The organism is Microbacterium sp. SSM24 (assembly GCF_025989145.1).
Classification (GTDB): domain Bacteria; phylum Actinomycetota; class Actinomycetes; order Actinomycetales; family Microbacteriaceae; genus Microbacterium.
The window spans coordinates 270,862-290,901 of record NZ_JAPDNQ010000001.1 but is presented as its reverse complement, the minus strand read 5'-3'; the positions used below and the strand labels follow the sequence as shown (position 1 = coordinate 290,901).

Genomic DNA, 20,040 nt, shown 5'->3' with positions numbered 1-20,040 from the left:
CGCCGGTAGACTGGCCGCATTGCCGGCTTGGCGCAATTGGTAGCGCACCTAACTTGTAATTAGGGGGTTGCGGGTTCAAGTCCCGCAGTCGGCTCGATGGACTCCTCGTCTGCGCCGCGCCGCATGCCCGCGTGGCTGGCGCTCGGCTTCGCCGTCTCGATCGGCGTGATGACCGCGGTGCAGGCGCGCATCAACGGCCAGCTCGGCATCCGTGTCGACGACGGCTTCGTCGCCGCCGTCGTGTCGTTCGGATCCGGCCTGGTCATCCTGGTCCTCCTCTCCGCGGCACTGCCGTCCGGCCGCGCGGGCGTGGCCCGGCTGGTCACCGGCGTGCGCACGGGAGGAATTCCCTGGTGGATGCTGGCGGGCGGCGCCGCCGGAGCGCTCACCGTCGCCACGCAGGGCCTCGCCGTCGGCCTCATCGGGGTGTCGCTGTTCACCGTCGGCGTCGTCGCGGGCCAGACGGTGAACGGGCTCTTCCTGGACCGCATCGGCTTCGGCCCGGCCGGCGTCGTCGCCGTCACGGTTCCGCGACTGCTCGGGGGTGCATTGGCGCTGGGTGCGGTCGGCCTCGCGCTCGTGGGCGACGGCATCTCGGAGGTGCCGCTGTGGATGCTCGTGCTGCCGTTCCTCGCCGGGATCGCGATCGCGTGGCAGCAGGCGACCAACGGCCGGCTGCGGCAGCGCGTGGGGACGCCGCTGACCGCGACGCTCGTGAATTTCATCGGCGGGACCGTGCTGCTCGCAATCGCCGCGTTCGTGCATGCCGCATTCGTCGGCCCGCCGCAGCCGTTTCCCACCGAGCCGTGGCTCTACCTGGGCGGACCTGTCGGCGTCGTCTACATCTTCCTGTCGGCCGCGGTCGTGCAGTACACCGGCGTGCTGCTGCTCGGGCTCGGCGCGGTGGTCGGCCAGCTGCTCACGTCGGTGGCGATCGATGCGCTGTGGCCCGCGCCGGCAGGGCCCGGGCTCGCGCAGGAACTCGCGATGGTGGCCCTCGCGCTGGCGTCGGTCGTCGTGGCGGCCGTGCCGTGGGGCTCGCGGCGACGGTGACTCGACACGACCGGCGCCGACAGGTGCCGGGTGGAGGTCCGGCCGTTCAGTCCTTCTTGCCGGGCTTCGGCATCCGGCTCACGTGCTTGCGCGCCTCGACGCCCTTGCGACGGCCGAGACGCGAGCGCGGCGGCTTGCCGCCGACGTAGAGCCAGCCGAGCAGTTCCTCGTTCTTTGCGAGACCGTGCGCCTTCGCGACGGCCTTCGAGCGGGTGTAGCCGCCGGTGCGCCAGATGACGCCCCAGCCCGCCTCGTCGAGCAGCAGGCTCAGCACATGGGCGACGCCCGACGCGACGGCCTCCTGCTCCCAGCGGGGAACCTTGTCGCTCTTCTTGTAGCTGGCCACCACGGCGATGAGCAGCGGCGCGCGCAGCGGCTTCGACGACGCGCCCTTGTCGCCCTCGGCCTTGTTCATCGCGCGGCCCAGCCGCTCGCGATCGGCGCCGCGCAGCTCGATCAGACGCCACGGCCGCATCGAGGAGTGGTCGGCGACGCGCCCGGCGGCGGAGACGAGCGTCAGCAGTTCCGCATGGGTCGGCGCCTCGTCGGTGACCTTCGACCACGAGCGCCGCGCGCGCACCGCCTCGAGGGCAGGGTGCGCCGGGAGGGTCATGCCGTCTCTTCGGGGGTGAAGCTCAGCGAGATCGAGTTCATGCAGTAGCGGTCGCCGGTCGGCGTGCCGAAACCGTCGGGGAACACGTGGCCGAGGTGCGATCCGCAGTTCGCGCAGCGCACCTCGGTGCGCAGCATCCCGTGGCTGCGGTCCTCGATGAGCTCGACGGCCTCGGGCCGGATCGACTCGTAGAAGCTCGGCCAGCCGCAGTGCGAATCGAACTTCGTTCCGCTCTGGAACAGCTCCGTGCCGCACGCGGCGCACGTGTAGAGGCCGGCGCGGCCCTCGTCGAGCAGCTCACCCGTCCAGGCGCGCTCGGTCCCCGCTTCGCGCAGCACTGCGTACTGCTGCGGGCTGAGCTCCGCCCGCCACTGGTCGTCGCTCTTGTCCACGGCGTAGGTCATGGCATCCATTCAACCCCAGTCCGGCGCCCGGCGGTCCGCGCAGGCTGGACGTCGGCCGCGAGAATGGGGGAGTGGAAACCGATCTCGCCGCCGTCGTCGAGCGCTACGGCCGCTTCGCACGCGAGGAGGCGCCCGGCCGGAGCGACCTCTACGCCGAGTGGGCCGCGGGAGTCGCCGCCGATCCGGCGGTCGCGGCGACGATCGCGCTGATACCCCCGACACATCGCCAGCCCCCGCTCGTCTTCGCCGTCAGCCGGATGCTCGGAGCGCCGGAGGCGCCGTTCCCGCAGTGGGCGCATTGGCTCTCGTCGCACGCGGATGACGTGGTGGCCGCGGCATCCGCTCGCAGTCTGCAGACGAACGAGCCACTGCGGTGCGCCGCCCTGCTGCCCGCGCTCGCGACCGTCGCGGGCCCCGTCGCGCTGCTCGAGCTCGGGGCGAGCGCCGGACTGTGCCTCTTCCCCGACCGGTACTCGTACCGGTTCTCGAACGGCGTCGCTCTCGACCCTGCGGACGGGCCGTCGCGCGTCGTGCTCGAGTGCGCAGTGACGGGAGATCCGCCGCTGCGGATGCCGGAGGTCGTGTGGCGCGCGGGCGTCGACCTGGCACCGCTGGATGCCGCGGACCAGGCGGACCGGCGGTTCCTCACCTCGCTGGTGTGGCCGGGCGAGCGCGGGCGCGCCGATCGCATCGACGCCGCCCTCGACGTCGCGGCCGCTGACCCGCCGCTGCTCATCGCCGGGGACGCGACTGTTCCGGGGGTGCTCTCGCGCGCGGCGGCGCTCGCGCCCGCGGGCGCGACGCTCGTCGTCACGACGCCGGGCGTGCTGCCGCACGTCCCCCGCGCGGGGCGGGAGCGCCTCCTCGCGGAGCTGGGGGACCTCGACGCGGTGTGGGTCTCGATCGACCCGCCGGGACTGCACGACCACTGGCATCCAGCCGTCGACCCGGCGACGTGGGGCGGGTTCGTGCTCGGACGCGACGGTGCGCCCCTCGCCGCCGTCGACCCGCTCGGCGCATCCGTGGAGTGGCGCGCGGGCGATCGCTTCTCGCGCGGATAGCGTGAGAACGTGCCCCTCTCCGAGCGTGACCTCGCGATCCTCGCCTTCGAGGGCGAGTGGCGGCGCCACGCCGGGGTGAAGGAGGAGGCCATCCGCGCCGATCTGGGCATGTCTCCGGCGCGCTACTACCAGCTGCTCGGGCGGCTGATCGACACCGCCGAGGCCCAGGCCCACGACCCGATGCTCGTGAAGCGGCTGCGCCGGCTGCACGACGCCCGTACTCGTGCTCGCGAGGACCGCGCCGCCGGCGGGAGAACGCTCTGAGTCTGGCGGCGGGTTCTTCTGCGGGCTGCCGGTAGGATCGTCGGGTGTCGAGATCGTCCTTCCCCCGGGATCGCTTCGACGACCTCCCGGATGCGGATCGCGTCGGTGCCCATCGAGCCGAGAATCCCCGCATGCGCGGGTGGGTCGTGCTGCTGTGGGCTGCGCTCGCGACGATCGTCCTGATCGCGGTCGGCATCTTCGGCACGCTTCTCGCATCGGGGCGCATCGAACTCTTCCCGACACCCGAGCCGACGATCGCTCCCACGGTCGAGGTGACGCCGGTGATCGACACGAGCTATCAGGTCGTGATCCTCAACGCGACGCCCGAGCAGGGGCTCGCGACCCAGATGAAGGATGTCGTCGTCGCGGCCGGCTGGCCGGACGGATCGGTGCTGCCGAGCGACGCGAGCGCCGATGACTTCCCCGAGACGACCGTCTACTACGTCGGAGCAGAGGACGAGGCCGCTGCGGCGGGCCTCGCCGGGGTCATCGGCGGCGCACGCATCGAGCAGAGCGAGGTCTACCAGCCCGCCAGCCCCGACACGAAGCAGCTGACCGTCGTGATCGGCCTCGATCGCACGGCCGCCGGGCAGAGCCCCACGCCCACCCCCTGATGCGGTGGCCGGCGCGTGTGTTTCGCGCCGGTAAATACTTGTGTCCCTGCGTGTCAACAACTCGCCTGCGGGACAGCAGCCGGTCCTGAGCCATGCATACGATGAACCCAGTCGTACCAGCATCAGGAGATTCGCATGACTCAGGGCACCGTCAAGTGGTTCAACGCCGAGAAGGGCTTCGGCTTCATCACGGCGGAGGGACAGGACGTCTTCGTCCACTACTCGAACATCGACATGTCGGGCTTCCGCGTGCTCGAGGAAGGCCAGACGGTCGAGTTCACCGTCGGCACCGGGCAGAAGGGCCCGCAGGCCGAGTCGGTGCGCGTCGTCTGATCGCTCACCCCTCGGTCGAATCGAAACGGGATGCCGCGGCATCCCGTTTCGACGTGTTTCGGCACCGGTCGCGGCGGCTTGCACTCCCTAGGGGTGAGTGCCAGAATGGATTAGCACTCCGGTTCGTTGAGTGCTAATCCATAAGCCCGTCCTGGGAGGACGAAACACACATGGCAAAGATCATCGCTTTCGATGAGGAGGCCCGTCGCGGCCTCGAGCGCGGCCTCAACATCCTGGCCGACGCCGTCAAGGTGACGCTTGGCCCCCGCGGTCGCAACGTCGTGCTCGAGAAGAAGTGGGGCGCTCCCACGATCACGAACGACGGCGTCTCCATCGCCAAGGAGATCGAGCTCGACGACCCGTACGAGAAGATCGGCGCGGAGCTCGTCAAGGAGGTCGCCAAGAAGACCGACGACGTGGCCGGCGACGGAACCACCACGGCCACCGTCCTCGCTCAGGCGCTGGTCCGCGAAGGCCTGCGCAACGTCGCGGCCGGCGCCGACCCCATCTCGCTCAAGAAGGGCATCGAGAAGGCCGTCGCGGCCATCACGACCCAGCTGCTCGCCGACGCCAAGGAGGTCGAGACCAAGGAGGAGATCGCCGCCACCGCGTCCATCTCCGCCGGTGACCCCGAGATCGGCGCCCTGATCGCCGAGGCCATCGACAAGGTGGGCAAGGAAGGCGTCGTCACGGTCGAGGAGTCGCAGACCTTCGGCACCGAGCTCGAGCTCACCGAGGGCATGCGCTTCGACAAGGGTTACATCAACCCGTACTTCGTCACGGACCCGGAGCGCCAGGAGGCCGTCTTCGAGGACCCGTACATCCTCATCGCGAACCAGAAGATCTCGAACATCAAGGACCTTCTGCCCATCGTCGACAAGGTGATCCAGGACGGCAAGGAGCTCCTGATCATCGCCGAGGACGTCGAGGGCGAGGCTCTCGCGACCCTCGTGCTCAACAAGATCCGCGGCATCTTCAAGTCGGTCGCCGTCAAGGCTCCCGGCTTCGGCGACCGTCGCAAGGCGCAGCTGCAGGACATCGCGATCCTCACCGGTGGTCAGGTCATCACCGAAGAGGTCGGTCTCAAGCTCGAGAACGCCACGCTCGACCTGCTCGGCCGTGCGCGCAAGGTCATCATCACGAAGGACGAGACCACGATCATCGAGGGTGCCGGCGACGCCGGTCAGCTCGAGGGTCGCGTCACGCAGATCCGTCGTGAGATCGAGAACACCGACAGCGACTACGACCGCGAGAAGCTCCAGGAGCGTCTTGCCAAGCTCGCCGGTGGCGTCGCCGTCATCAAGGCGGGCGCGGCCACCGAGGTCGAGCTGAAGGAGCGCAAGCACCGCATCGAGGACGCCGTCCGCAACGCGAAGGCAGCCGTCGAAGAGGGCATCGTCGCCGGCGGTGGCGTGGCTCTCATCCAGGCCGGCAAGAAGGCCTTCGAGGGTCTCGATCTCACGGGCGACGAGGCGACCGGTGCGAACATCGTTCGCGTCGCGATCGAGGCTCCGCTCAAGCAGATCGCCCTCAACGCCGGTCTCGAGCCGGGTGTCGTGGCGAACAAGGTCGCCGAGCTCCCCGCGGGCCAGGGCCTCAACGCCGCCACGGGCGAGTACGTCGACATGCTGGCCGCCGGCATCAACGACCCGGTGAAGGTCACCCGCTCGGCGCTGCAGAACGCTGCGTCGATCGCCGGCCTGTTCCTCACCACCGAGGCCGTCGTGGCCGACAAGCCCGAGAAGGTCTCGGCACCCGCCGGCGACCCGACCGGTGGCATGGACTTCTGAGAGGTCCTGACCCGTCTGGCACTAGACCACGGGGGCGTCTCCTTCGGGAGGCGCCCCTTCGGCGTTCCCGGTGCCGGATCTGCGCAGGTGCAGCGTCCAGAAATAGAGCCGCTCGACGGCGAGGGATGCCGCGACGCCGATGAACGCACCCGAGAGCAGCAGGAGCAGCTGGGTGAAGGTCTGGCCGGCGGGGTCCGTCCACCGTGCGAGACCCTCCTCCATCGTCGTCTGACCCGACAGGTCTCCGCTGAAAGTGAGCAGCCAGGCAGCGGAGTCGACCCAGACATCCGTGCCATCGCCCTGCACCATGACGCTGGTCGATTCGACCGTCTCACCCGACGGGGTGACCGTGAGATCGAGGAGATCCTGTGGACCCGATTCCAGTACCGCTCCGAGGGTCGAGTACTTGCCCGGGGTGACTCCCGCGAAGGGCATGACGGGGTCGTACAGCCCGCCCGCGTACAGGATCATTCGTGGACTGCGTGCGGTGCTCTGACCCGCGAGGGTCGTCGACCAGGACCGCACGGGCTGCCCGGTGATCACGACGACCTCGTCGAAGGCGACATCCATCACGAAGATCTGGCGCGCCCCGACACCGTCGTCGGTCGGGTCGGAGCACGCGCTCTCGTCGCCGTCGTCGATGAGCTGCACACCGGCGGGCGGGTCGAGGTTCTTCAGCCGGGTGTCGCACCACAGCTCCACTGCGATCTGTGCCTGCGTGGCCGTGGGGAAGTCCTCGGGGATCGCGATCCCGGACGCCGCCATGCCGACGGTGATCGATACGTGGCCGTCTCGATGCAGCCGCCACTCCGCCGTGATGCCGGCGTCTTCCGTGCCGGTCGAGACGACCACGGTGTCATTGACGGTCGCGCCGAGGTCGACGTTCGGGACGGCGGTGGCCGCGAGCCCGAGCCAGACGCCGAGGGCGCCGACCGCCGCCACCGCGGCCGCCGACAGCACGATGCCGAGCGTCGGGCGTGCACTCACGGGGGAATGCTAGCGGTGCAGGCTCGGATGCGTGGGCGGGCTGCGTGCGGCGCGCCGTTCGGCGCCCTCGGCGGAGGCGTCAGCGGAACAGGCTCGTCGTCGCGACCTCGGCCTCGGCGTACTGCCGACCGGCCGCCGCGAGCGCGACGCTGATGCCCGACAGCGTCTCTTCGACCTGCCGCTGCGTGGAGCGCCACTGATCGGTCACGGTGTGGAACGCGACCGACGCAGACCCGGTCCAGGTGCTCTGCAGCTGCGTCAGCTGAGCCATCATCGCGTTCGCTTCGGCCTGCAAACGCTCGATGGTCCCGCGGACGCCGGATGTGGCGGCGAGCAGTCCATCGCTGTCGACGGAATAGACGGCCATGTGGTGATCCTTCCTCGGGGCGGATCGGATGCCGCGCCCCGTGTCTCCGTCACGCTAGGGATTCCGTCGACGGGACGGGAGCAGCCGGCCGCAGGCGGTGCAGGCTCGGCCCTCGCGGTGCGCTGGGGAGGAACCGGTCACTCCTGCTCGAGGCGCAGGCGCTCGAGAGGCTGGGTCTGGATCTGCAGATGCTCCGCCGCATCCCGCCCCGCGGCGAGCGGGAAGGCGACGCGGAACGTCGCTCCGCCACCGGGGGTGTCGGTGACCCCGACCGTGCCGTGCAGGGCATCGACGATCGACGCGACGATCGACAGCCCGAGCCCCGACCCTCCGGTCTCCCGTGTACGGGAGGTGTCGGCGCGCCAGAAGCGCTGGAAGATCTTGTCCTTGATCTGGTCGGGCACGCCCTCGCCGTGGTCGACGATCTCGACCCAGCCGCGGAGCGCGACCATGTCGACGCCGACTCTCAGCTCGATGGGGGAGTCGTCGGACGTGAAGCGCCGAGCATTGCCGATGAGATTGGTCACCACCTGGCGGATGCGGTTCTCGTCGCCCAGCACGACCGGCACCACCGCTCCCGCGGCGACCGGTGCATCGGGAACGGGCGCGATCGGCGGCTGCTCCCGCACGCCGGTCGCGCTCGTCGCGGGCACCGGCTTGGGCCGACGGCGAAGAAGCGACAGGGTCGCGCCGGCGCGTGTGAGCGCCGTGGTGGGCGGACGGCGGTCCTCGTCGGGCTCGTCGGGCGCCGACGGGATGATCGGCGGCGGCAGCTCGTCGACGGTGGTGTCGATCACCGTGACCGGACGCATCGGGGCCGCCGCGCGCAGGTCGAGGGCGGCATCCCTCGCCACCGGACGCAGGTCCACCGGAGCGATGACGACGTCCCGGCGCTCGTCGAGGCGCGCGAGGGCGAGGAGGTCCTCGACCAGCACGCCCATGCGGATCGCCTCTTTCTCGATGCGGTCCATCGACTGCGAGACATCCTCGTCGCCGCGGATCGCGCCCATGCGGTACAGCTCCGCGTAGCCGCGGACGGTGACGAGCGGCGTGCGCAGCTCGTGGCTCGCATCGCCGACGAAGCGCCGCATCTGACGCACGGTGGAGTCGCGCTGCGAGATGGCGGCATCCACTCTGTCGAGCATCGCGTTGATCGCGGTCTTGAGGCGACCGACCTCGGTGGTCGTCGGCTCGATGTCGGTCATGCGCAGGCGGAAGTCGCCTCCTGCGATCGCCTCGGCGGTCGACTCCACCTGACCGAGGCTGCGGAAGGTGAGCGTGACGAGGAAGCGCGTGATGACGGCACCGCCGACGAGGATCAGGAGCGCGAGGATGCTGTAGATGCCGACGTAGGTGGCGACCACCTGGTTGATCGGCGCCACGGGCAGCGCGACGAGCTGCGTGAAGAGGCTGCTGACGCCGTCGATCGGGTACGTGTCGACGCTGGCGTGCCAGCCGCTGCCGCCTTCGGTGCTGGGCAGCGGGAACGGCGTGAGCCCCTGCGAGGTCGTCTGCTGGAGCGGAATCGTCTCGGGGAGCACCGGCTCGCTGTCGCTGTTCCCGCCCGCGCTGACCAGGAACTCCCCGTCGGGCCCGTACAGCGCGACGACGTAGTCCGTCGGCGCTCCGTCGGGCTTCACCGTCAACCGGAGGTCCTCGCCGTCCTGTTCGATGTCGATCAGCCCGCTGGCCACGTCGGTCGGCGCCAGCGCCTCGAGCTGAGCATCGAGGTTGATGATGAGGGTGTTGCGCAGGAAGGCGAGCGTTCCGATGCCGGCGGCGAAGAGCCCCACGGCCAGGAGCGCGACCGTGACCCCGGTGACCTTCGCGCGCAGGCTCGTCCCGCGCCACCACCGGGTGATCGCGTCCGTCTTCTGCGCCAGGTCGGCTCCTCGGTTCGTGCCGCGGGACTACGCGGGCTTGCCCGCCTTCAGCATGTAGCCGAAGCCGCGCTTGGTCTGGATGAGCGGCTCCGTCGAGTGCGGGTCGATCTTGCGGCGCAGGTACGAGATGTAGCTCTCCACGATGCCGGCGTCGCCGTTGAAGTCGTACTCCCACACGTGGTCGAGGATCTGCGCCTTGGAGAGCACGCGGTTGGGGTTGAGCATGAGGTAGCGCAGCAGCTTGAACTCGGTGGGGCTGAGATCGATGGATGCTTCGCCGACCTGGACGTCGTGGGTGTCCTGGTCCATCGTGAGCTCGCCGGCGCGGATCACCGACTCCTCGTCGGCCTGCATGGTGCGGCGGAGGATCGCCTGGATGCGGGCGACGATCTCGTCGAGGCTGAACGGCTTGGTGACGTAGTCGTCGCCGCCGGCGTTGAGGCCGGTGATCTTGTCCTCGGTCTCGTCCTTGGCCGTCAGGAACAGGATCGGCGCGGTGTAGCCGGCGCCGCGAAGGCGCTTCGTGACGCTGAACCCGTTCATGTCGGGCAGCATCACGTCGAGGATGATCAGGTCCGGTTCCTCTTCGAGGACGGCCGAGATCGTCTGGGCGCCGTTGGAGACGGCCCTCACCTGGAACCCCGCGAAGCGGAGGCTCGTGATGAGCAGGTCGCGGATGTTCGGCTCGTCGTCCACGACGAGGATGCGCGGTGCGGTCATGCCCTCATTATGGCCAGGGTTGCGCCACCGTGGCGGGATATCACCCGGAGAGGCGGACTCGCGTCGATCACGCGGCGAGGCAGCCGCGCACCGCGACGGCGACGCTCGGACGCACCGGAGCGTCGGGATCGACACTCAGACGGTGCAGGATGATGCCGTCTGCGAACGCCATGAACGCCCCGGTGGCGGCATCCGGATGCTGCGCTCCGAGCCGTTCGAGGACGGACCGGGTGAACGCGGCCATGCCTTCGCGCTGATCGTGCAGGGGCGCGTAGAGCTCGGGGTCGGAGGCCGCTTCGAGGAACAGTGCGTATCGCGCGCGCGTGCGCACCGCGTGGGGCCCGGTCAGCAGTTGGACGGCGTCGCCGAACACGTCGATGAACCCGTCGAGATCGTCGAACTGCCGCGAGAGGGCGGCGCCGAGGTCTTGCGTCTCCTGCGTGGAGATCCATGTCGTCACGCCCGCGAGGAGCGCCGCCCTGGTGCGGAAGTGGTTCGAGGTCGAACCCCGGGGAAGCCCTGCCTGCGCGTCGATCCTCGCGTGCGTGAGCGCGCGGATCCCCTGCGTTCCGACGAGCTCGACCGCGGCGTCCAGCGCCCGTTCCCGGATGGAGGTCATCCGCCGAGCGTATCAGCGCAACTACAGACGTAGTGACAATCCACTACGAACGTAGTAGCGTGTCGCGCATGGCCGAGACCACCGGCATCCGCTCGCGTCGCGTCACCGCGAACGGACTGAGTATGCACGTGACCGAAGCCGGCGCCGGCTCGCCGGTGCTGCTGCTGCACGGCTTCCCGGAGAGCTCTCGCGAGTGGGCGCCGGTGATGGAGGTCCTGCAGCGCCGTGCGCACCTCATCGCGCCCGATCTGCGCGGAGCCGGACTCACAGACGCCCCGCCGTCGGGGTACGATGCGCCCACCGTCGTGCAGGACGTCCTCGCCCTGCTCGACGCGCTCGGCCTCGACCGGGTCGACCTGGTCGCCCACGACTGGAGTGCGCTCGTCGGATTCGACCTGTGCCTCGACCACCCCGAGCGCATCCGACGATACGTGGCGATCGCCGTTCCCGCGCCCTACCTCCGCATGAACCGCGCCCTTGCGATCGGGATGGGCAAGGCCATGCCGCACCTGTGGTTCCAGTGGGTCATCGCCACGCCCGGACTCGGTCCGATGCTGCTCTCACGTGGCCGGCAGCGACTCGCGCACTGGCTGCTCCGCGGGTTCTGGACCCGGCCGATGGACGACGCGGATGTGACGGCGTATGTCGCGGCGCTGCGCGAGCCCGCTCGGGCTCAGGCGGCGTCCAAGCTCTATCGCGGACTCATCCTGCCCGGATTCGTGAGGATGATGAATGGCGCGTACCGCGGGCGCGTCCTGCGCACCCCGACGCTCCTGCTGTTCGGCGCCTCGGACGCGCTGCTGCCGCGAGACGCGATGCGCGTGCCGTCGGATGATGCGCCCCGCACGACCGTCGAGTTCGTCCCCGGTGGCGCGCACTTCCTCGTCGACGACGAGCCGGAGGAGGTCGCCCGGCGGATCGGCCGGTTCCTCCTGGCGTGAGCTCGTCGTGCCACGTGCACGAAGACGCGCCGATCGGGGGATCCGCCGTGCGCGCGCCCTCGGCGATCCGGAGAGGTCAGGCGGCGATGCCGTCGGCGTCGAGGATCGTGTACGCGTAGCCCTGCTCGGCGAGGAAGCGCTGCCGGTTCTGCGCGAAGTCCTGGTCGACGGTGTCGCGCGCGATGAGGGTGTAGAAGCTCGCGGTGCGGCCGGACTCCTTCGGCCGCAGCAGGCGTCCGAGCCGCTGCGCCTCCTCCTGGCGCGAGCCGAACGAACCCGACACCTGAATGGCGACGGATGCCTCGGGCAGGTCGATCGAGAAGTTGGCCACCTTCGACACGACCAGGAGCGAGATCTCTCCGACGCGGAACGCCTGGTAGAGCTCTTCCCGCTCATCGACCGGAGTCGCACCGGTGATCTTCGGCGCCCCCAGCGCCTCGGCGAGCACGTCGATCTGGTCGAGGTACTGGCCGATGACGAGGATCCGCTCGCCGGCGTGGCGCTCGACCAGCCGGCGCACGACGCCGATCTTGGCCGGAGCGGTCGCGGCGAGCCGGTAGCGCTCGTCGTCGGCTGCAGCGGCGTACTCGAGCCGATCGCCGGCCGGGAGGTCGACGCGCACCTCGTAGCAGACGGCGGGGGAGATGAAGCCCTGGGCCTCGATCTCCTTCCACGGGGCGTCGAACCGCTTGGGTCCGATGAGGCTGAAGACGTCGCCTTCGCGACCGTCCTCGCGCACCAGGGTGGCCGTCAGCCCGAGACGCCGACGCGCCTGCAGGTCCGCAGTGAGCTTGAACACGGGTGCCGGGAGCAGGTGCACCTCGTCGTAGACGATGAGGCCCCAGTCGAGCGCGTCCAGCAGCGCGAGGTGCGCGTACTGGCCTTTCCGCTTGGCGGTGAGGATCTGGTAGGTCGCGATCGTGACCGGCTTGACCTCCTTGACCTGGCCGGAGTACTCGCCGATCTCCTCCGGAGTGAGCGAGGTGCGCTTGAGCAGCTCGTCACGCCACTGCCGGGCGCTGACCGTGTTCGTCACGAGGATCAGCGTCGTCGTGCGGGTCGCCGCCATCGCACCCGCGCCGACGAGCGTCTTGCCGGCACCGCAGGGGAGCACGACGACGCCGGACCCGCCGTCGCTGAAGATGTCGACCGCCTGCCGCTGGTACGGGCGCAGATGCCACCCGTCCTCCGCGAGATCGATCGGATGCGGCGTCCCCGGCGTGTATCCGGCGAGATCCTCCGCGGGCCAGCCGATCTTCAGCAGCTCCTGCTTGATGTGCCCGCGCGCCCATGCATCGACGACGAACGTGTCGGGGGAGGGACGCCCGATGAGCAGGGGCTGGATGCGCTTGTTCTTCGAGACCTCGGCCAGGACCGCGGCATCCGTCGACCGCAGCACCAGCTCGCCCCCCGAGCCGTCCTCGGCGACGGGCGTGCGCTCGATCACGAGGCGGCCGTAGCGGCCGACGGTCTCGGCGATGTCGATCGACACCGACGGCGGCACGGGGAAGCGCGACCAGCGGTCGAGCGTCGCGAGCATATCGGCGGCGTCATGGCCCGCCGCGCGGGCGTTCCACAGCCCGAGCCGCGTGATGCGGTACGTGTGGATGTGCTCGGGGGCGCGCTCCAGCTCGGCGAAGATGGCGAGCTCGTGGCGCGCGCTCTCCGCATCAGGGTGGGCGACTTCGAGCAGCACGGTGCGATCGCTCTGGACGATGAGGGGGCCGTCAGCCATAACGTGCCAGTCTACGTGAGCCCAGGACGAGGACGGCGCGTCAGGCCGGCCGGACCGAGATGATGCTCGACACCGGCAGGGTCCGCTCGATGTCGGCAGCGCGGTCGCGCCCCCGCAGCCGCCCGCCGCCGAGTCCGGATGCTTCGAGGGTGAACGCGCGCTCGGAGCCGTCCGGCATCCGCACCACCACGACGATCTCGCTCCGCGCGCGCACCGCCTGCTCGAGTTCGCGACCGAGCCAGCCCTCCTCGCCGTCGGTGCCGTGGCCGCCGCGGAGCGTTGCGATGAGGCGCGCGTACGTCTGCGACGGAGTCGGTGGCGGAGGGGGGACCGCGGTGCCCGCCCGGCGTCGCACGAGTTCGGGGGTTCCGTCGTCGTCGAGCGCGACGACGGGATAGCGCGCGTCGGCGAGGGACCAGTAGACGGCGTCGCGGGGGGCGCGTGAGACGAGGCCGTCGGCGTCGGGCAGGAGGCCCAGGGGTCGCAGCGCCTGATCGACCGCGATGGTGTCGCGCAGCGAGGCGTCAGCCGTCTCGATGCGGGTCCGGCCGGTGGCGGCGTCCAGACCGACCCGCACCAGCCCGTGGCGGGCGGCGGTGCTCTCGATGAGGTAGGCGAGGGGCTGCGGGATGCCGGTCAGCGACAGGGTCGACAGGAAGGCGCTGATCGACTCCGCGGTCTCGCCCTCGGTCATGCCGGCACCCAGCGACTCGGCGGTGAACCGGTAGGTGGACGCCTGAGCGCGGGACTCTCGCGCGGCGACGCCCCGGAGGCGGAGGTCGAGCGCCGGTGCCAGCGGGCCTGGCGCGATCGCCGTCAGGTCGGCCTGGAGGTAGACGCGATCGATCTCGGCCGGGAGATGCGCGGCGAGCCCCGTCGGATCGGCCGGTGCGCCCTCGCGCAGGGCCGTCGTCCACGCGAACTCGGCAGGATCAGCGGCGAGCAGGCCCCATTGCCGGCCGATGCGGCGGTAGCGCGCCACCCGGTCGGGCCACTCCGGGTCGAGCGGATACGCGCTCTCCCACGTCGCGGGATCGAGGACGCCCCCGTCCGGAGCGCGCAGGCCCGCGGGGAGCGAGCTGCGGAAGCCTTCGGCGATGCGCGCCCAGCGCTCGGTCGTCGGCGCGGCGAGCCACTTCTCCCCGGCATCCGTCACCAGCCACGTCCGCTCGGCCGGCACCGCCAGACCCGCGGCGCTCGCCGCGGCGAGGAGATCTTCGAGATCGTCGTCGTCGCGGATCGCGCCCGCTTCGGTGAGACGCTTGCGATCGGCTGCGGTGACCGAGCCCGCGCCCGTGCGCGCGAACGGCACGTGGAGGCCGGCCAGCAGCACGTCGGCCAGCGAACCGGCAGTCGTGAAGGCGCGCTCCGCCGCTGCCGCCGCAGCGCGGTCGTCGGCCGGCACGCGCGACGGAGCCGGGTCGACGGCGCCGAACGCGTCGGGGTGGGTCGACCGGAGCGCGGCCACCCGCTCGGCGATCGGCGCGTACGGGCGCCCGGCGTCATCCGTGAGGGCGAGATCCGTCAGGGCGAGATCCGTGAGGGCGGGGTGCGGTGCGGCCGCACCGGCGGACAGCGCGGCGAGCGCGGCGCGGGGGAGCCTCACGAGTGCGCGGTCGACGGATGCCGGATCGAGCAGGGCCTCGGCGGCGTCGAAGAAGTCGTTCCAGGCGGCGGACGCAGAGATCCCGCGGGCCGCGAGCGTCGCGGCCACGTCGGTGTCGTCGCGACCGGCGAGCCAGGTCGCGAGCGCGCGCTCGTCGGAGACCACTCAGCCTCCTCGGTTGGCTCGTGACCTCCGCACGAAGCTCATGATGAGGACGGCGAGCATCATCGCGAAGGCGATGATCGGCGCGACGTAGACCAGCACTCCCACCAGCGGCCAGATGCCCGACGCCATATCGGCGCCGGAGGACGAGGCGATCATGATCGCGAAGAAGCTGAGGATCGACAGCACGAGGAGTCCCAGCGACATGAAGGCCAGGATGCGGTCGATCCGGCGGACGGGGACGTCCTCGCCCGGGGTGTTCGTGCTCATCCGCTACAGCCTAGTGCCAGGCGGATTCGCGCGGACGTCGGCGACGCCCGTTGCCGTAGGCTTGGGGGGCGGGGATCCTTCGATCCCTGTTCCGTCATGCCCGCCGCTCGGCGGCACCGTACACAGCGAGGTTCCGATGCCCACCGGCAAGGTCAGGTTCTACGACGAGGAGAAGGGGTTCGGCTTCGTCACCACCGACGACGGCCAGGACGTCTTCCTGCACGCCACGGCCCTGCCCGCGGGCACCCCTGCGCCCAAGGCCGGCACGCGGCTCGAGTTCGGCGTCGCCGACGGCAAGCGCGGACTCCAGGCGCTGTCGGTCCGCGTCCTCGAGGCGCCGGTGAGCCTGGCCAAGCGTTCGCGCAAGCCCGCGGACGACATGGCGATCATCGTCGAGGACCTCGTGAAGCTGCTCGACGGGATCGGCGGCGACCTGCGTCACGGCCGCTACCCCGCCGGCGCCCACGCCAAGAAGGTCGCGGCCGTGCTGCGCAAGGTGGCGGATGAACTCGACGCCTGAGCCGGCCGACGCTCCCGCCGAGGCGATGCCCGAAGAGGTCGTCGTCGACGAGACGGATGCCGCCACCCCGGCGCCCGTCGTCGATCCCGACCCCGCGCTGCTCGAGTCCCACGACCTCGCGCTCGCCGCGCTGCGGGAGATCACGCCCGCGGCGACCATCGGCGACCCCGCGGGATACCGCCTCGAGCCGGACGGTGTCGTGTCGCTGAGCTTCGAGAACCTGCTCGCGGGATACCCCGGGTGGTTCTGGACGGTCAGCCTGGCACGCGTCGAAGGCGAACAGCCCACCGTGCTCGAAGTCGAGCTGATGCCCGGCGACGACGCGCTGCTCGCGCCCGACTGGGTGCCGTGGGCTGTGCGGCTCGCCGACTACCAGGCCGCGCAGATCGCACTCTCCGAGTCGCCGCACGCGTCGGACGATGAGTCCGACGAGGACGATTCCGACGAGGACGACGAGGATCTCGACGACGTCGACGACCTGGACGCCGCCGACTTCGACGACGACGGGTCTCCGATCCTGCACGCCGGCGATCTGGACGGCGTCGACATCGACGAGCTCGACGACTCGGCAGACGACGACGAGGACGACGACTCCGACGAGGACGACGACTCCGACGAGGACGAGTCCGACGACGATGACGAGTCCGAGGACGACGAGGACGACTCCGACGACGAGGACGAATCCGACGAGGACGACGACGCGGAGGAGTGACTCGCCGCGCCGCCGCCCCCGGGGTTCAAGGGGTGAGCGCGGCCCCGGTCACCAGCTCGACCGTGCGCTCGGCCGCTCGGGCCGACACCGAGAAGCGCGCGCTGAGGAGGGCGCCCTCGCGTGAGGACGGACCCACCAGCAGTTCGAACTCGCCGGCCTCGACGATGCGGCGGCCACCGGCATCCACGATCGTGCAGTCGCTGACGGGGATCGCGAGCTCGACCGTCGCCTCGGCGCCCTGCTCGACGTCGACGACGGTGAACCCCTTGAGTTCTCTGTCGGCCCAGCTGACCGACGTGACGGTGTCGCGCACGTAGGCCTGAACGACCTCGCGCGCCGGGCGGGACCCGGTGTTGCGCAGCGTGACCGTGGCGCGGACCGTGTCCGTCTCGTCCAGGTCGCTCGCCTGGATGCGCAGGTCGGAGTACTCCACGGTCGTGTAGGAGAGCCCCTCTCCGAACGCATGGGCGGGGCTCTGCGTGAGGTCCGCATAGCGCGTGCCGTGCTGGCCGCGCAGCTGGTTGTAGTACGTCGGCTGCTGGCCGACGTGGCGGGCGAACGAGATGGGCAGCCGTCCGGAGGGCTCGATGAGCCCGAGCAGCAGCTCGGCGATGGCCCGGCCGCCTTCCATGCCGGGGTTCGCGGTCCAGACCAGGGCCGCGGCATCCGTCACCGAAGCGGGCAGCACGAGGGGCTTCGACGCGAGCAGGACGACGATCACGGGCTTGCCGGTCGCGGCGAGGGCCTCGAGGAGCGCCTGCTGGCCTCCGAGCAGCTCGAGGGTCGCCGTCGAGCGGCCCTCTCCGACGAGCTCGACGCGGTCGCCCACGACGGCGACGACGTAATCGGCTGCTTCGGCGGCGGCGACCGCTTCGGCGATCAGCGCGGCATCGGGCGCGGCGGGGACGACGACCTGCGGGCGCGGCTGTCCGTCCGGGAAGAACTCGCCCTCGGGGTCGGCCTTCAGGGTCAGGATGCCGGCACCCTGCGCGTGCGTCACCTCCCACGTCGACGGTGCGTGCGCGCGCAATCCGTCGAGCACCGTCGTGATGAGCGCGCGGGGCTGCCCGTCGGGCAGCCAGTCGACCTGGCCCGATGAACCGGCCCAGTCGCCGAGCTGCGTCTGCGCGTCATCGGCGAGCGGCCCGACCACCGCGACGCGGCGCGGCCCTTCGTCGGTGACGAGGGGGAGCGTGCCGTCGTTGCGGAGGAGCACGAGCGAGCGGCGCGCGGTCTCGAGGTTGAGGGCGACGTGCGCGGCGCTGCCGATCACCGTCTCGATGCGCTCCGCGTCGGGAAGGCGAGGGTTCTCGAACAGGCCGAACTCGAACTTCAGACGGAGGATGCGCGACACGGCGCGATCCAGATCGGCCTCGGCCATCAGCCCCCGCTCGATCGCCTCGATCGCGCCCGGGAAGAAGCCCGGCGTGGTCATGACCATGTCGTTGCCGGCCTTGACCGCCGCGGCGGCGGCATGGGCGTAGTCGGGCTGGACCTTCTGCTCCCACACCATGCGGCCGACGTTGTCCCAGTCCGTGATGAGCGTGCCGGTGTAGCCCCACTCGCCGCGGAGCACGTCGTTGAGCAGCCAGTCGTTGACCGTGATCGGCACGCCGTCGGTGGTCTGGTACCCGAGCATGAAGGTGCGGCATCCCTCACGGGCGACGCGCTCGAACGGCGGCAGGAACCACGAGCGGAGCTTCCGGCGCGAGATGTCGGCCTCGCTCGCGTCGCGGCCCCCCTGGGTCTCGGAGTAGCCCGCGAAGTGCTTGGCTGTCGCGAGGATCGCGTCGGGGTCGTCGAGTCCGCCGCCCTGATAGCCGCGCACCATCGCGGAGGCGAGCTCGCCGATCAGGTACGGGTCCTCGCCGAAGGTCTCGTCGATGCGGCCCCAGCGCAGGTCGCGCGCGATGCACAGCACCGGCGAGAAGGTCCAGTGGATGCCGGTCGCCGACACCTCGGCGGCGGTCGCCCTCGCCACCTGCTCGACGAGCGCGGCATCCCACGTCGCCGCCATGCCCAGCTGCGTCGGGAAGACGGTGCCGCCCTCCCAGAACGCGTGACCGTGGATGCAGTCCTCGCCGACGAGCAGCGGGATCTGCAGGCGCGTGCGGAGCGTCAGGTCCCGGGCGCGCAGGACGCGCGCGGGCGAGGCATGCAGGATCGATCCGGCGTGCATCCGCAGGATCTGGTCGTCGAGGTCCTCGCGGGCGTCGAGCTGCAGCATCTGCCCGACCTTCTCCTCGCGGGTCATGCGGGCCAGCAGATCGGCGATCCGCGCCTCGACCGGGAGAGCGGGGTCGAGGTAGGGGGCGTTGGTCACTGCTTCTCCTGTCGAGATGTCGCGGGCTCGGTGCGAACGGCCGTGACGGTGTCGTTGACGTTCATGCCCTTCTTCTTGAGGGCTCGGGCGCGCTCGCCGGCCGAGCGCAGACGGGGGTTGACGTACTCGTCGATGCCGAAGTTGATGAGCGAGAGGGCGACGCCGATCGCGGCGATGCAGAGGCCGGGAGGCATGAACCACCACCACTGCCCCTGGCGGAACGCGCCCTGCGCGCTCGCCCAGTTGAGGATCGTGCCCCAGTTGTAGGTCGTGACGGGGATGATGCCGATGTACGACAGCGTCGTGAGCCCGATGATCGCGGCGGTCACCGTTCCCACGAAGCTCGCGGCGATGAGCGCCATGAGGTTCGGCAGCATCTCGACCGTGATGATGCGGTGCAGCGGCTCGCCGTTGGCTCGCGCCGCCTGCACGAAGTCGCGACTGCGCAGCGACATCGTCTGTGCCCGCAGCACCCTCGCACCCCACGCCCATCCGATGAGACCGAGGACTCCCGCGATGAGGATGAGCGGCGGGTCGTCGAACATCGACGCCACGATGATGATCAGCGGGATGCCGGGGATGACGAGGAACACGTTCGTGAGTGCGGACAGGCCCTCGCTGCGCCACCCGCGCAGGTAGCCCGACATGACACCGACCACGACCGCGATCACGGTCGCGATGATCGCGGCCAGGAAGCCGACCACGATGACGCCGCGCGTGCCGTGGATGACCTGGCTCAGCACGTCTTCGCCGATGTGGGTCGTGCCGAGCCAGTGCGCCGCCGAGGGCGGCTGGAACCGCGCCGTGTTGTCGACCTTCGTCGGCGAGTACGGGGCCAGCACGTCCGCGAAGATCGCGACGAGGACGAAGAAGCCCAGGATCGACAGGCCGGCGATCGATTTGCCGTTGCGGAACATCGCGAAGGCCGAGCCCAGCCTGGACCAGAAGGTCGGCTTCTTGGGCGGGCGACTCGCGGCGGCGGTTCCCGGGGTGCGGACGGTCGCGGTCGCGGGGGCGTTCGCGGACCGCTGCGACGTGGTGTCGTTGACGATGGTGTCCATGT

At 70.6% G+C, this 20,040-nt stretch carries 21 protein-coding genes and 1 tRNA gene; 10 read left to right on the top strand and 12 right to left on the bottom strand.

Annotation, left to right across the window (positions count from 1 at the left end):
* Positions 1-21: 21 nt before the first annotated feature.
* Both OL358_RS01325 and OL358_RS01320 read left to right on the top strand, forming a co-directional pair.
* Positions 22-94, top strand: a tRNA-Thr gene (locus OL358_RS01325).
* Between the two features lie 2 nt (positions 95-96).
* Positions 97-1,053 carry a DMT family transporter gene (locus OL358_RS01320; RefSeq protein ID WP_264708137.1) on the top strand — a complete coding sequence of 319 codons (957 nt, stop codon included), beginning with the start codon at positions 97-99 and terminating at the stop codon, positions 1,051-1,053.
* A 46-nt stretch (positions 1,054-1,099) separates the two neighbouring features.
* Here OL358_RS01320 and OL358_RS01315 read toward each other — a convergent pair whose 3' ends face one another.
* Both OL358_RS01315 and msrB read right to left on the bottom strand, forming a co-directional pair.
* Positions 1,100-1,666, bottom strand: a complete 567-nt coding sequence (locus OL358_RS01315) for a nitroreductase family protein (protein WP_264708136.1) — start codon at positions 1,664-1,666, stop codon at positions 1,100-1,102.
* Positions 1,663-2,070 carry a peptide-methionine (R)-S-oxide reductase MsrB gene (gene msrB, locus OL358_RS01310; RefSeq protein WP_264708135.1) on the bottom strand — a complete coding sequence of 136 codons (408 nt, stop codon included), beginning with the start codon at positions 2,068-2,070 and terminating at the stop codon, positions 1,663-1,665. The genes OL358_RS01315 and msrB overlap by 4 nt, the downstream gene beginning before the upstream one ends.
* A 71-nt stretch (positions 2,071-2,141) precedes the next feature.
* On the opposite strand from msrB, the gene OL358_RS01305 reads away from it, so the two are divergent.
* The 5 genes from OL358_RS01305 to groL all read left to right on the top strand — a co-directional run bounded on the left by OL358_RS01305 (position 2,142) and on the right by groL (position 6,132).
* Complete coding sequence (locus OL358_RS01305; RefSeq protein WP_264708134.1) at positions 2,142-3,131, top strand: DUF2332 domain-containing protein; 990 nt, start codon at positions 2,142-2,144, stop codon at positions 3,129-3,131.
* A gap of 9 nt (positions 3,132-3,140) precedes the next feature.
* Positions 3,141-3,395: a DUF3263 domain-containing protein gene (locus OL358_RS01300; RefSeq protein ID WP_264708133.1), complete on the top strand. Its 255-nt coding sequence runs from the start codon at positions 3,141-3,143 to the stop codon at positions 3,393-3,395.
* Positions 3,396-3,439: 44 nt separating this feature from the next.
* Positions 3,440-4,009 (top strand): LytR C-terminal domain-containing protein, encoded by a 570-nt coding sequence (locus OL358_RS01295; protein ID WP_264708132.1) that lies wholly within the window; start codon positions 3,440-3,442, stop codon positions 4,007-4,009.
* Between the two features lie 135 nt (positions 4,010-4,144).
* The gene (locus tag OL358_RS01290) at positions 4,145-4,342 is read left to right on the top strand and encodes a cold-shock protein (protein WP_127476195.1); all 198 of its coding nucleotides are present in this window, start codon (positions 4,145-4,147) and stop codon (positions 4,340-4,342) included.
* Between the two features lie 170 nt (positions 4,343-4,512).
* Entirely contained in the window at positions 4,513-6,132 is a 1,620-nt protein-coding gene (gene groL, locus OL358_RS01285; RefSeq protein WP_264708131.1) for a chaperonin GroEL, read from the top strand.
* A 21-nt stretch (positions 6,133-6,153) separates the two neighbouring features.
* Here groL and OL358_RS01280 read toward each other — a convergent pair whose 3' ends face one another.
* The 5 genes from OL358_RS01280 to OL358_RS01260 all read right to left on the bottom strand — a co-directional run bounded on the left by OL358_RS01280 (position 6,154) and on the right by OL358_RS01260 (position 10,708).
* On the bottom strand, positions 6,154-7,119 hold the full coding sequence (locus OL358_RS01280; protein WP_264708130.1) for a hypothetical protein: 966 nt from the start codon (positions 7,117-7,119) through the stop codon (positions 6,154-6,156).
* Positions 7,120-7,198: 79 nt separating this feature from the next.
* Positions 7,199-7,486: a WXG100 family type VII secretion target gene (locus OL358_RS01275; protein ID WP_264708129.1), complete on the bottom strand. Its 288-nt coding sequence runs from the start codon at positions 7,484-7,486 to the stop codon at positions 7,199-7,201.
* A gap of 137 nt (positions 7,487-7,623) precedes the next feature.
* Positions 7,624-9,279 (bottom strand): sensor histidine kinase, encoded by a 1,656-nt coding sequence (locus tag OL358_RS01270; protein ID WP_264708128.1) that lies wholly within the window; start codon positions 9,277-9,279, stop codon positions 7,624-7,626.
* Positions 9,280-9,396: 117 nt separating this feature from the next.
* Positions 9,397-10,089, bottom strand: coding sequence for a response regulator transcription factor (locus OL358_RS01265; protein WP_264708127.1), 693 nt, complete (start codon positions 10,087-10,089; stop codon positions 9,397-9,399).
* Between the two features lie 67 nt (positions 10,090-10,156).
* Complete coding sequence (locus tag OL358_RS01260) at positions 10,157-10,708, bottom strand: TetR/AcrR family transcriptional regulator (RefSeq protein ID WP_264708125.1); 552 nt, start codon at positions 10,706-10,708, stop codon at positions 10,157-10,159.
* Positions 10,709-10,776: 68 nt separating this feature from the next.
* Between OL358_RS01260 and OL358_RS01255 the strand changes: the two genes are divergently transcribed.
* Positions 10,777-11,649 (top strand): alpha/beta fold hydrolase, encoded by an 873-nt coding sequence (locus tag OL358_RS01255; protein ID WP_264708124.1) that lies wholly within the window; start codon positions 10,777-10,779, stop codon positions 11,647-11,649.
* Positions 11,650-11,725: 76 nt separating this feature from the next.
* Here OL358_RS01255 and OL358_RS01250 read toward each other — a convergent pair whose 3' ends face one another.
* From OL358_RS01250 to OL358_RS01240, 3 genes are read right to left on the bottom strand one after another with little or no spacing between them, the layout of a single operon-like run.
* Complete coding sequence (locus tag OL358_RS01250) at positions 11,726-13,384, bottom strand: DNA repair helicase XPB (RefSeq protein WP_264708123.1); 1,659 nt, start codon at positions 13,382-13,384, stop codon at positions 11,726-11,728.
* Between the two features lie 40 nt (positions 13,385-13,424).
* Positions 13,425-15,155: a helicase-associated domain-containing protein gene (locus OL358_RS01245; protein ID WP_264708121.1), complete on the bottom strand. Its 1,731-nt coding sequence runs from the start codon at positions 15,153-15,155 to the stop codon at positions 13,425-13,427.
* The gene (locus tag OL358_RS01240) at positions 15,156-15,422 is read right to left on the bottom strand and encodes a multidrug ABC transporter ATPase (protein WP_264708120.1); all 267 of its coding nucleotides are present in this window, start codon (positions 15,420-15,422) and stop codon (positions 15,156-15,158) included.
* Between the two features lie 136 nt (positions 15,423-15,558).
* Here OL358_RS01240 and OL358_RS01235 point away from each other — a divergent pair, with 136 nt between their 5' ends.
* Complete coding sequence (locus OL358_RS01235) at positions 15,559-15,942, top strand: cold-shock protein (RefSeq protein ID WP_264708119.1); 384 nt, start codon at positions 15,559-15,561, stop codon at positions 15,940-15,942.
* On the top strand, positions 15,926-16,654 hold the full coding sequence (locus OL358_RS01230; protein WP_264708118.1) for a DUF3027 domain-containing protein: 729 nt from the start codon (positions 15,926-15,928) through the stop codon (positions 16,652-16,654). Before OL358_RS01235 ends, OL358_RS01230 begins: the two co-directional genes overlap by 17 nt.
* Before the next feature lie 25 nt (positions 16,655-16,679).
* On the opposite strand, the gene OL358_RS01225 is transcribed toward OL358_RS01230, so the two are convergent.
* Both OL358_RS01225 and OL358_RS01220 read right to left on the bottom strand, forming a co-directional pair.
* Positions 16,680-18,977 carry a glycoside hydrolase family 3 N-terminal domain-containing protein gene (locus OL358_RS01225; protein WP_264708116.1) on the bottom strand — a complete coding sequence of 766 codons (2,298 nt, stop codon included), beginning with the start codon at positions 18,975-18,977 and terminating at the stop codon, positions 16,680-16,682.
* Positions 18,974-20,038, bottom strand: a complete 1,065-nt coding sequence (locus OL358_RS01220) for an ABC transporter permease (RefSeq protein ID WP_264708115.1) — start codon at positions 20,036-20,038, stop codon at positions 18,974-18,976. The genes OL358_RS01225 and OL358_RS01220 overlap by 4 nt, the downstream gene beginning before the upstream one ends.
* Positions 20,039-20,040: the final 2 nt, after the last annotated feature.

What these genes read in the sequence shown, in the direction of transcription:
- OL358_RS01290 (WP_127476195.1), top strand. Translation starts at nt 4,145, where the DNA reads ATGACTCAGGGCACCGTCAAGTGGTTCAACGCCGAGAAGGGCTTCGGC.
- OL358_RS01315 (WP_264708136.1), bottom strand. Translation starts at nt 1,666, where the DNA reads ATGACCCTCCCGGCGCACCCTGCCCTCGAGGCGGTGCGCGCGCGGCGC.
- OL358_RS01235 (WP_264708119.1), top strand. Translation starts at nt 15,559, where the DNA reads ATGCCCACCGGCAAGGTCAGGTTCTACGACGAGGAGAAGGGGTTCGGC.
- groL (WP_264708131.1), top strand. Translation starts at nt 4,513, where the DNA reads ATGGCAAAGATCATCGCTTTCGATGAGGAGGCCCGTCGCGGCCTCGAG.
- OL358_RS01265 (WP_264708127.1), bottom strand. Translation starts at nt 10,089, where the DNA reads ATGACCGCACCGCGCATCCTCGTCGTGGACGACGAGCCGAACATCCGC.
- OL358_RS01240 (WP_264708120.1), bottom strand. Translation starts at nt 15,422, where the DNA reads ATGAGCACGAACACCCCGGGCGAGGACGTCCCCGTCCGCCGGATCGAC.
- OL358_RS01260 (WP_264708125.1), bottom strand. Translation starts at nt 10,708, where the DNA reads ATGACCTCCATCCGGGAACGGGCGCTGGACGCCGCGGTCGAGCTCGTC.
- OL358_RS01250 (WP_264708123.1), bottom strand. Translation starts at nt 13,384, where the DNA reads ATGGCTGACGGCCCCCTCATCGTCCAGAGCGATCGCACCGTGCTGCTC.
- OL358_RS01320 (WP_264708137.1), top strand. Translation starts at nt 97, where the DNA reads ATGGACTCCTCGTCTGCGCCGCGCCGCATGCCCGCGTGGCTGGCGCTC.
- OL358_RS01220 (WP_264708115.1), bottom strand. Translation starts at nt 20,038, where the DNA reads ATGGACACCATCGTCAACGACACCACGTCGCAGCGGTCCGCGAACGCC.
- OL358_RS01255 (WP_264708124.1), top strand. Translation starts at nt 10,777, where the DNA reads ATGGCCGAGACCACCGGCATCCGCTCGCGTCGCGTCACCGCGAACGGA.
- OL358_RS01275 (WP_264708129.1), bottom strand. Translation starts at nt 7,486, where the DNA reads ATGGCCGTCTATTCCGTCGACAGCGATGGACTGCTCGCCGCCACATCC.
- msrB (WP_264708135.1), bottom strand. Translation starts at nt 2,070, where the DNA reads ATGACCTACGCCGTGGACAAGAGCGACGACCAGTGGCGGGCGGAGCTC.
- OL358_RS01230 (WP_264708118.1), top strand. Translation starts at nt 15,926, where the DNA reads ATGAACTCGACGCCTGAGCCGGCCGACGCTCCCGCCGAGGCGATGCCC.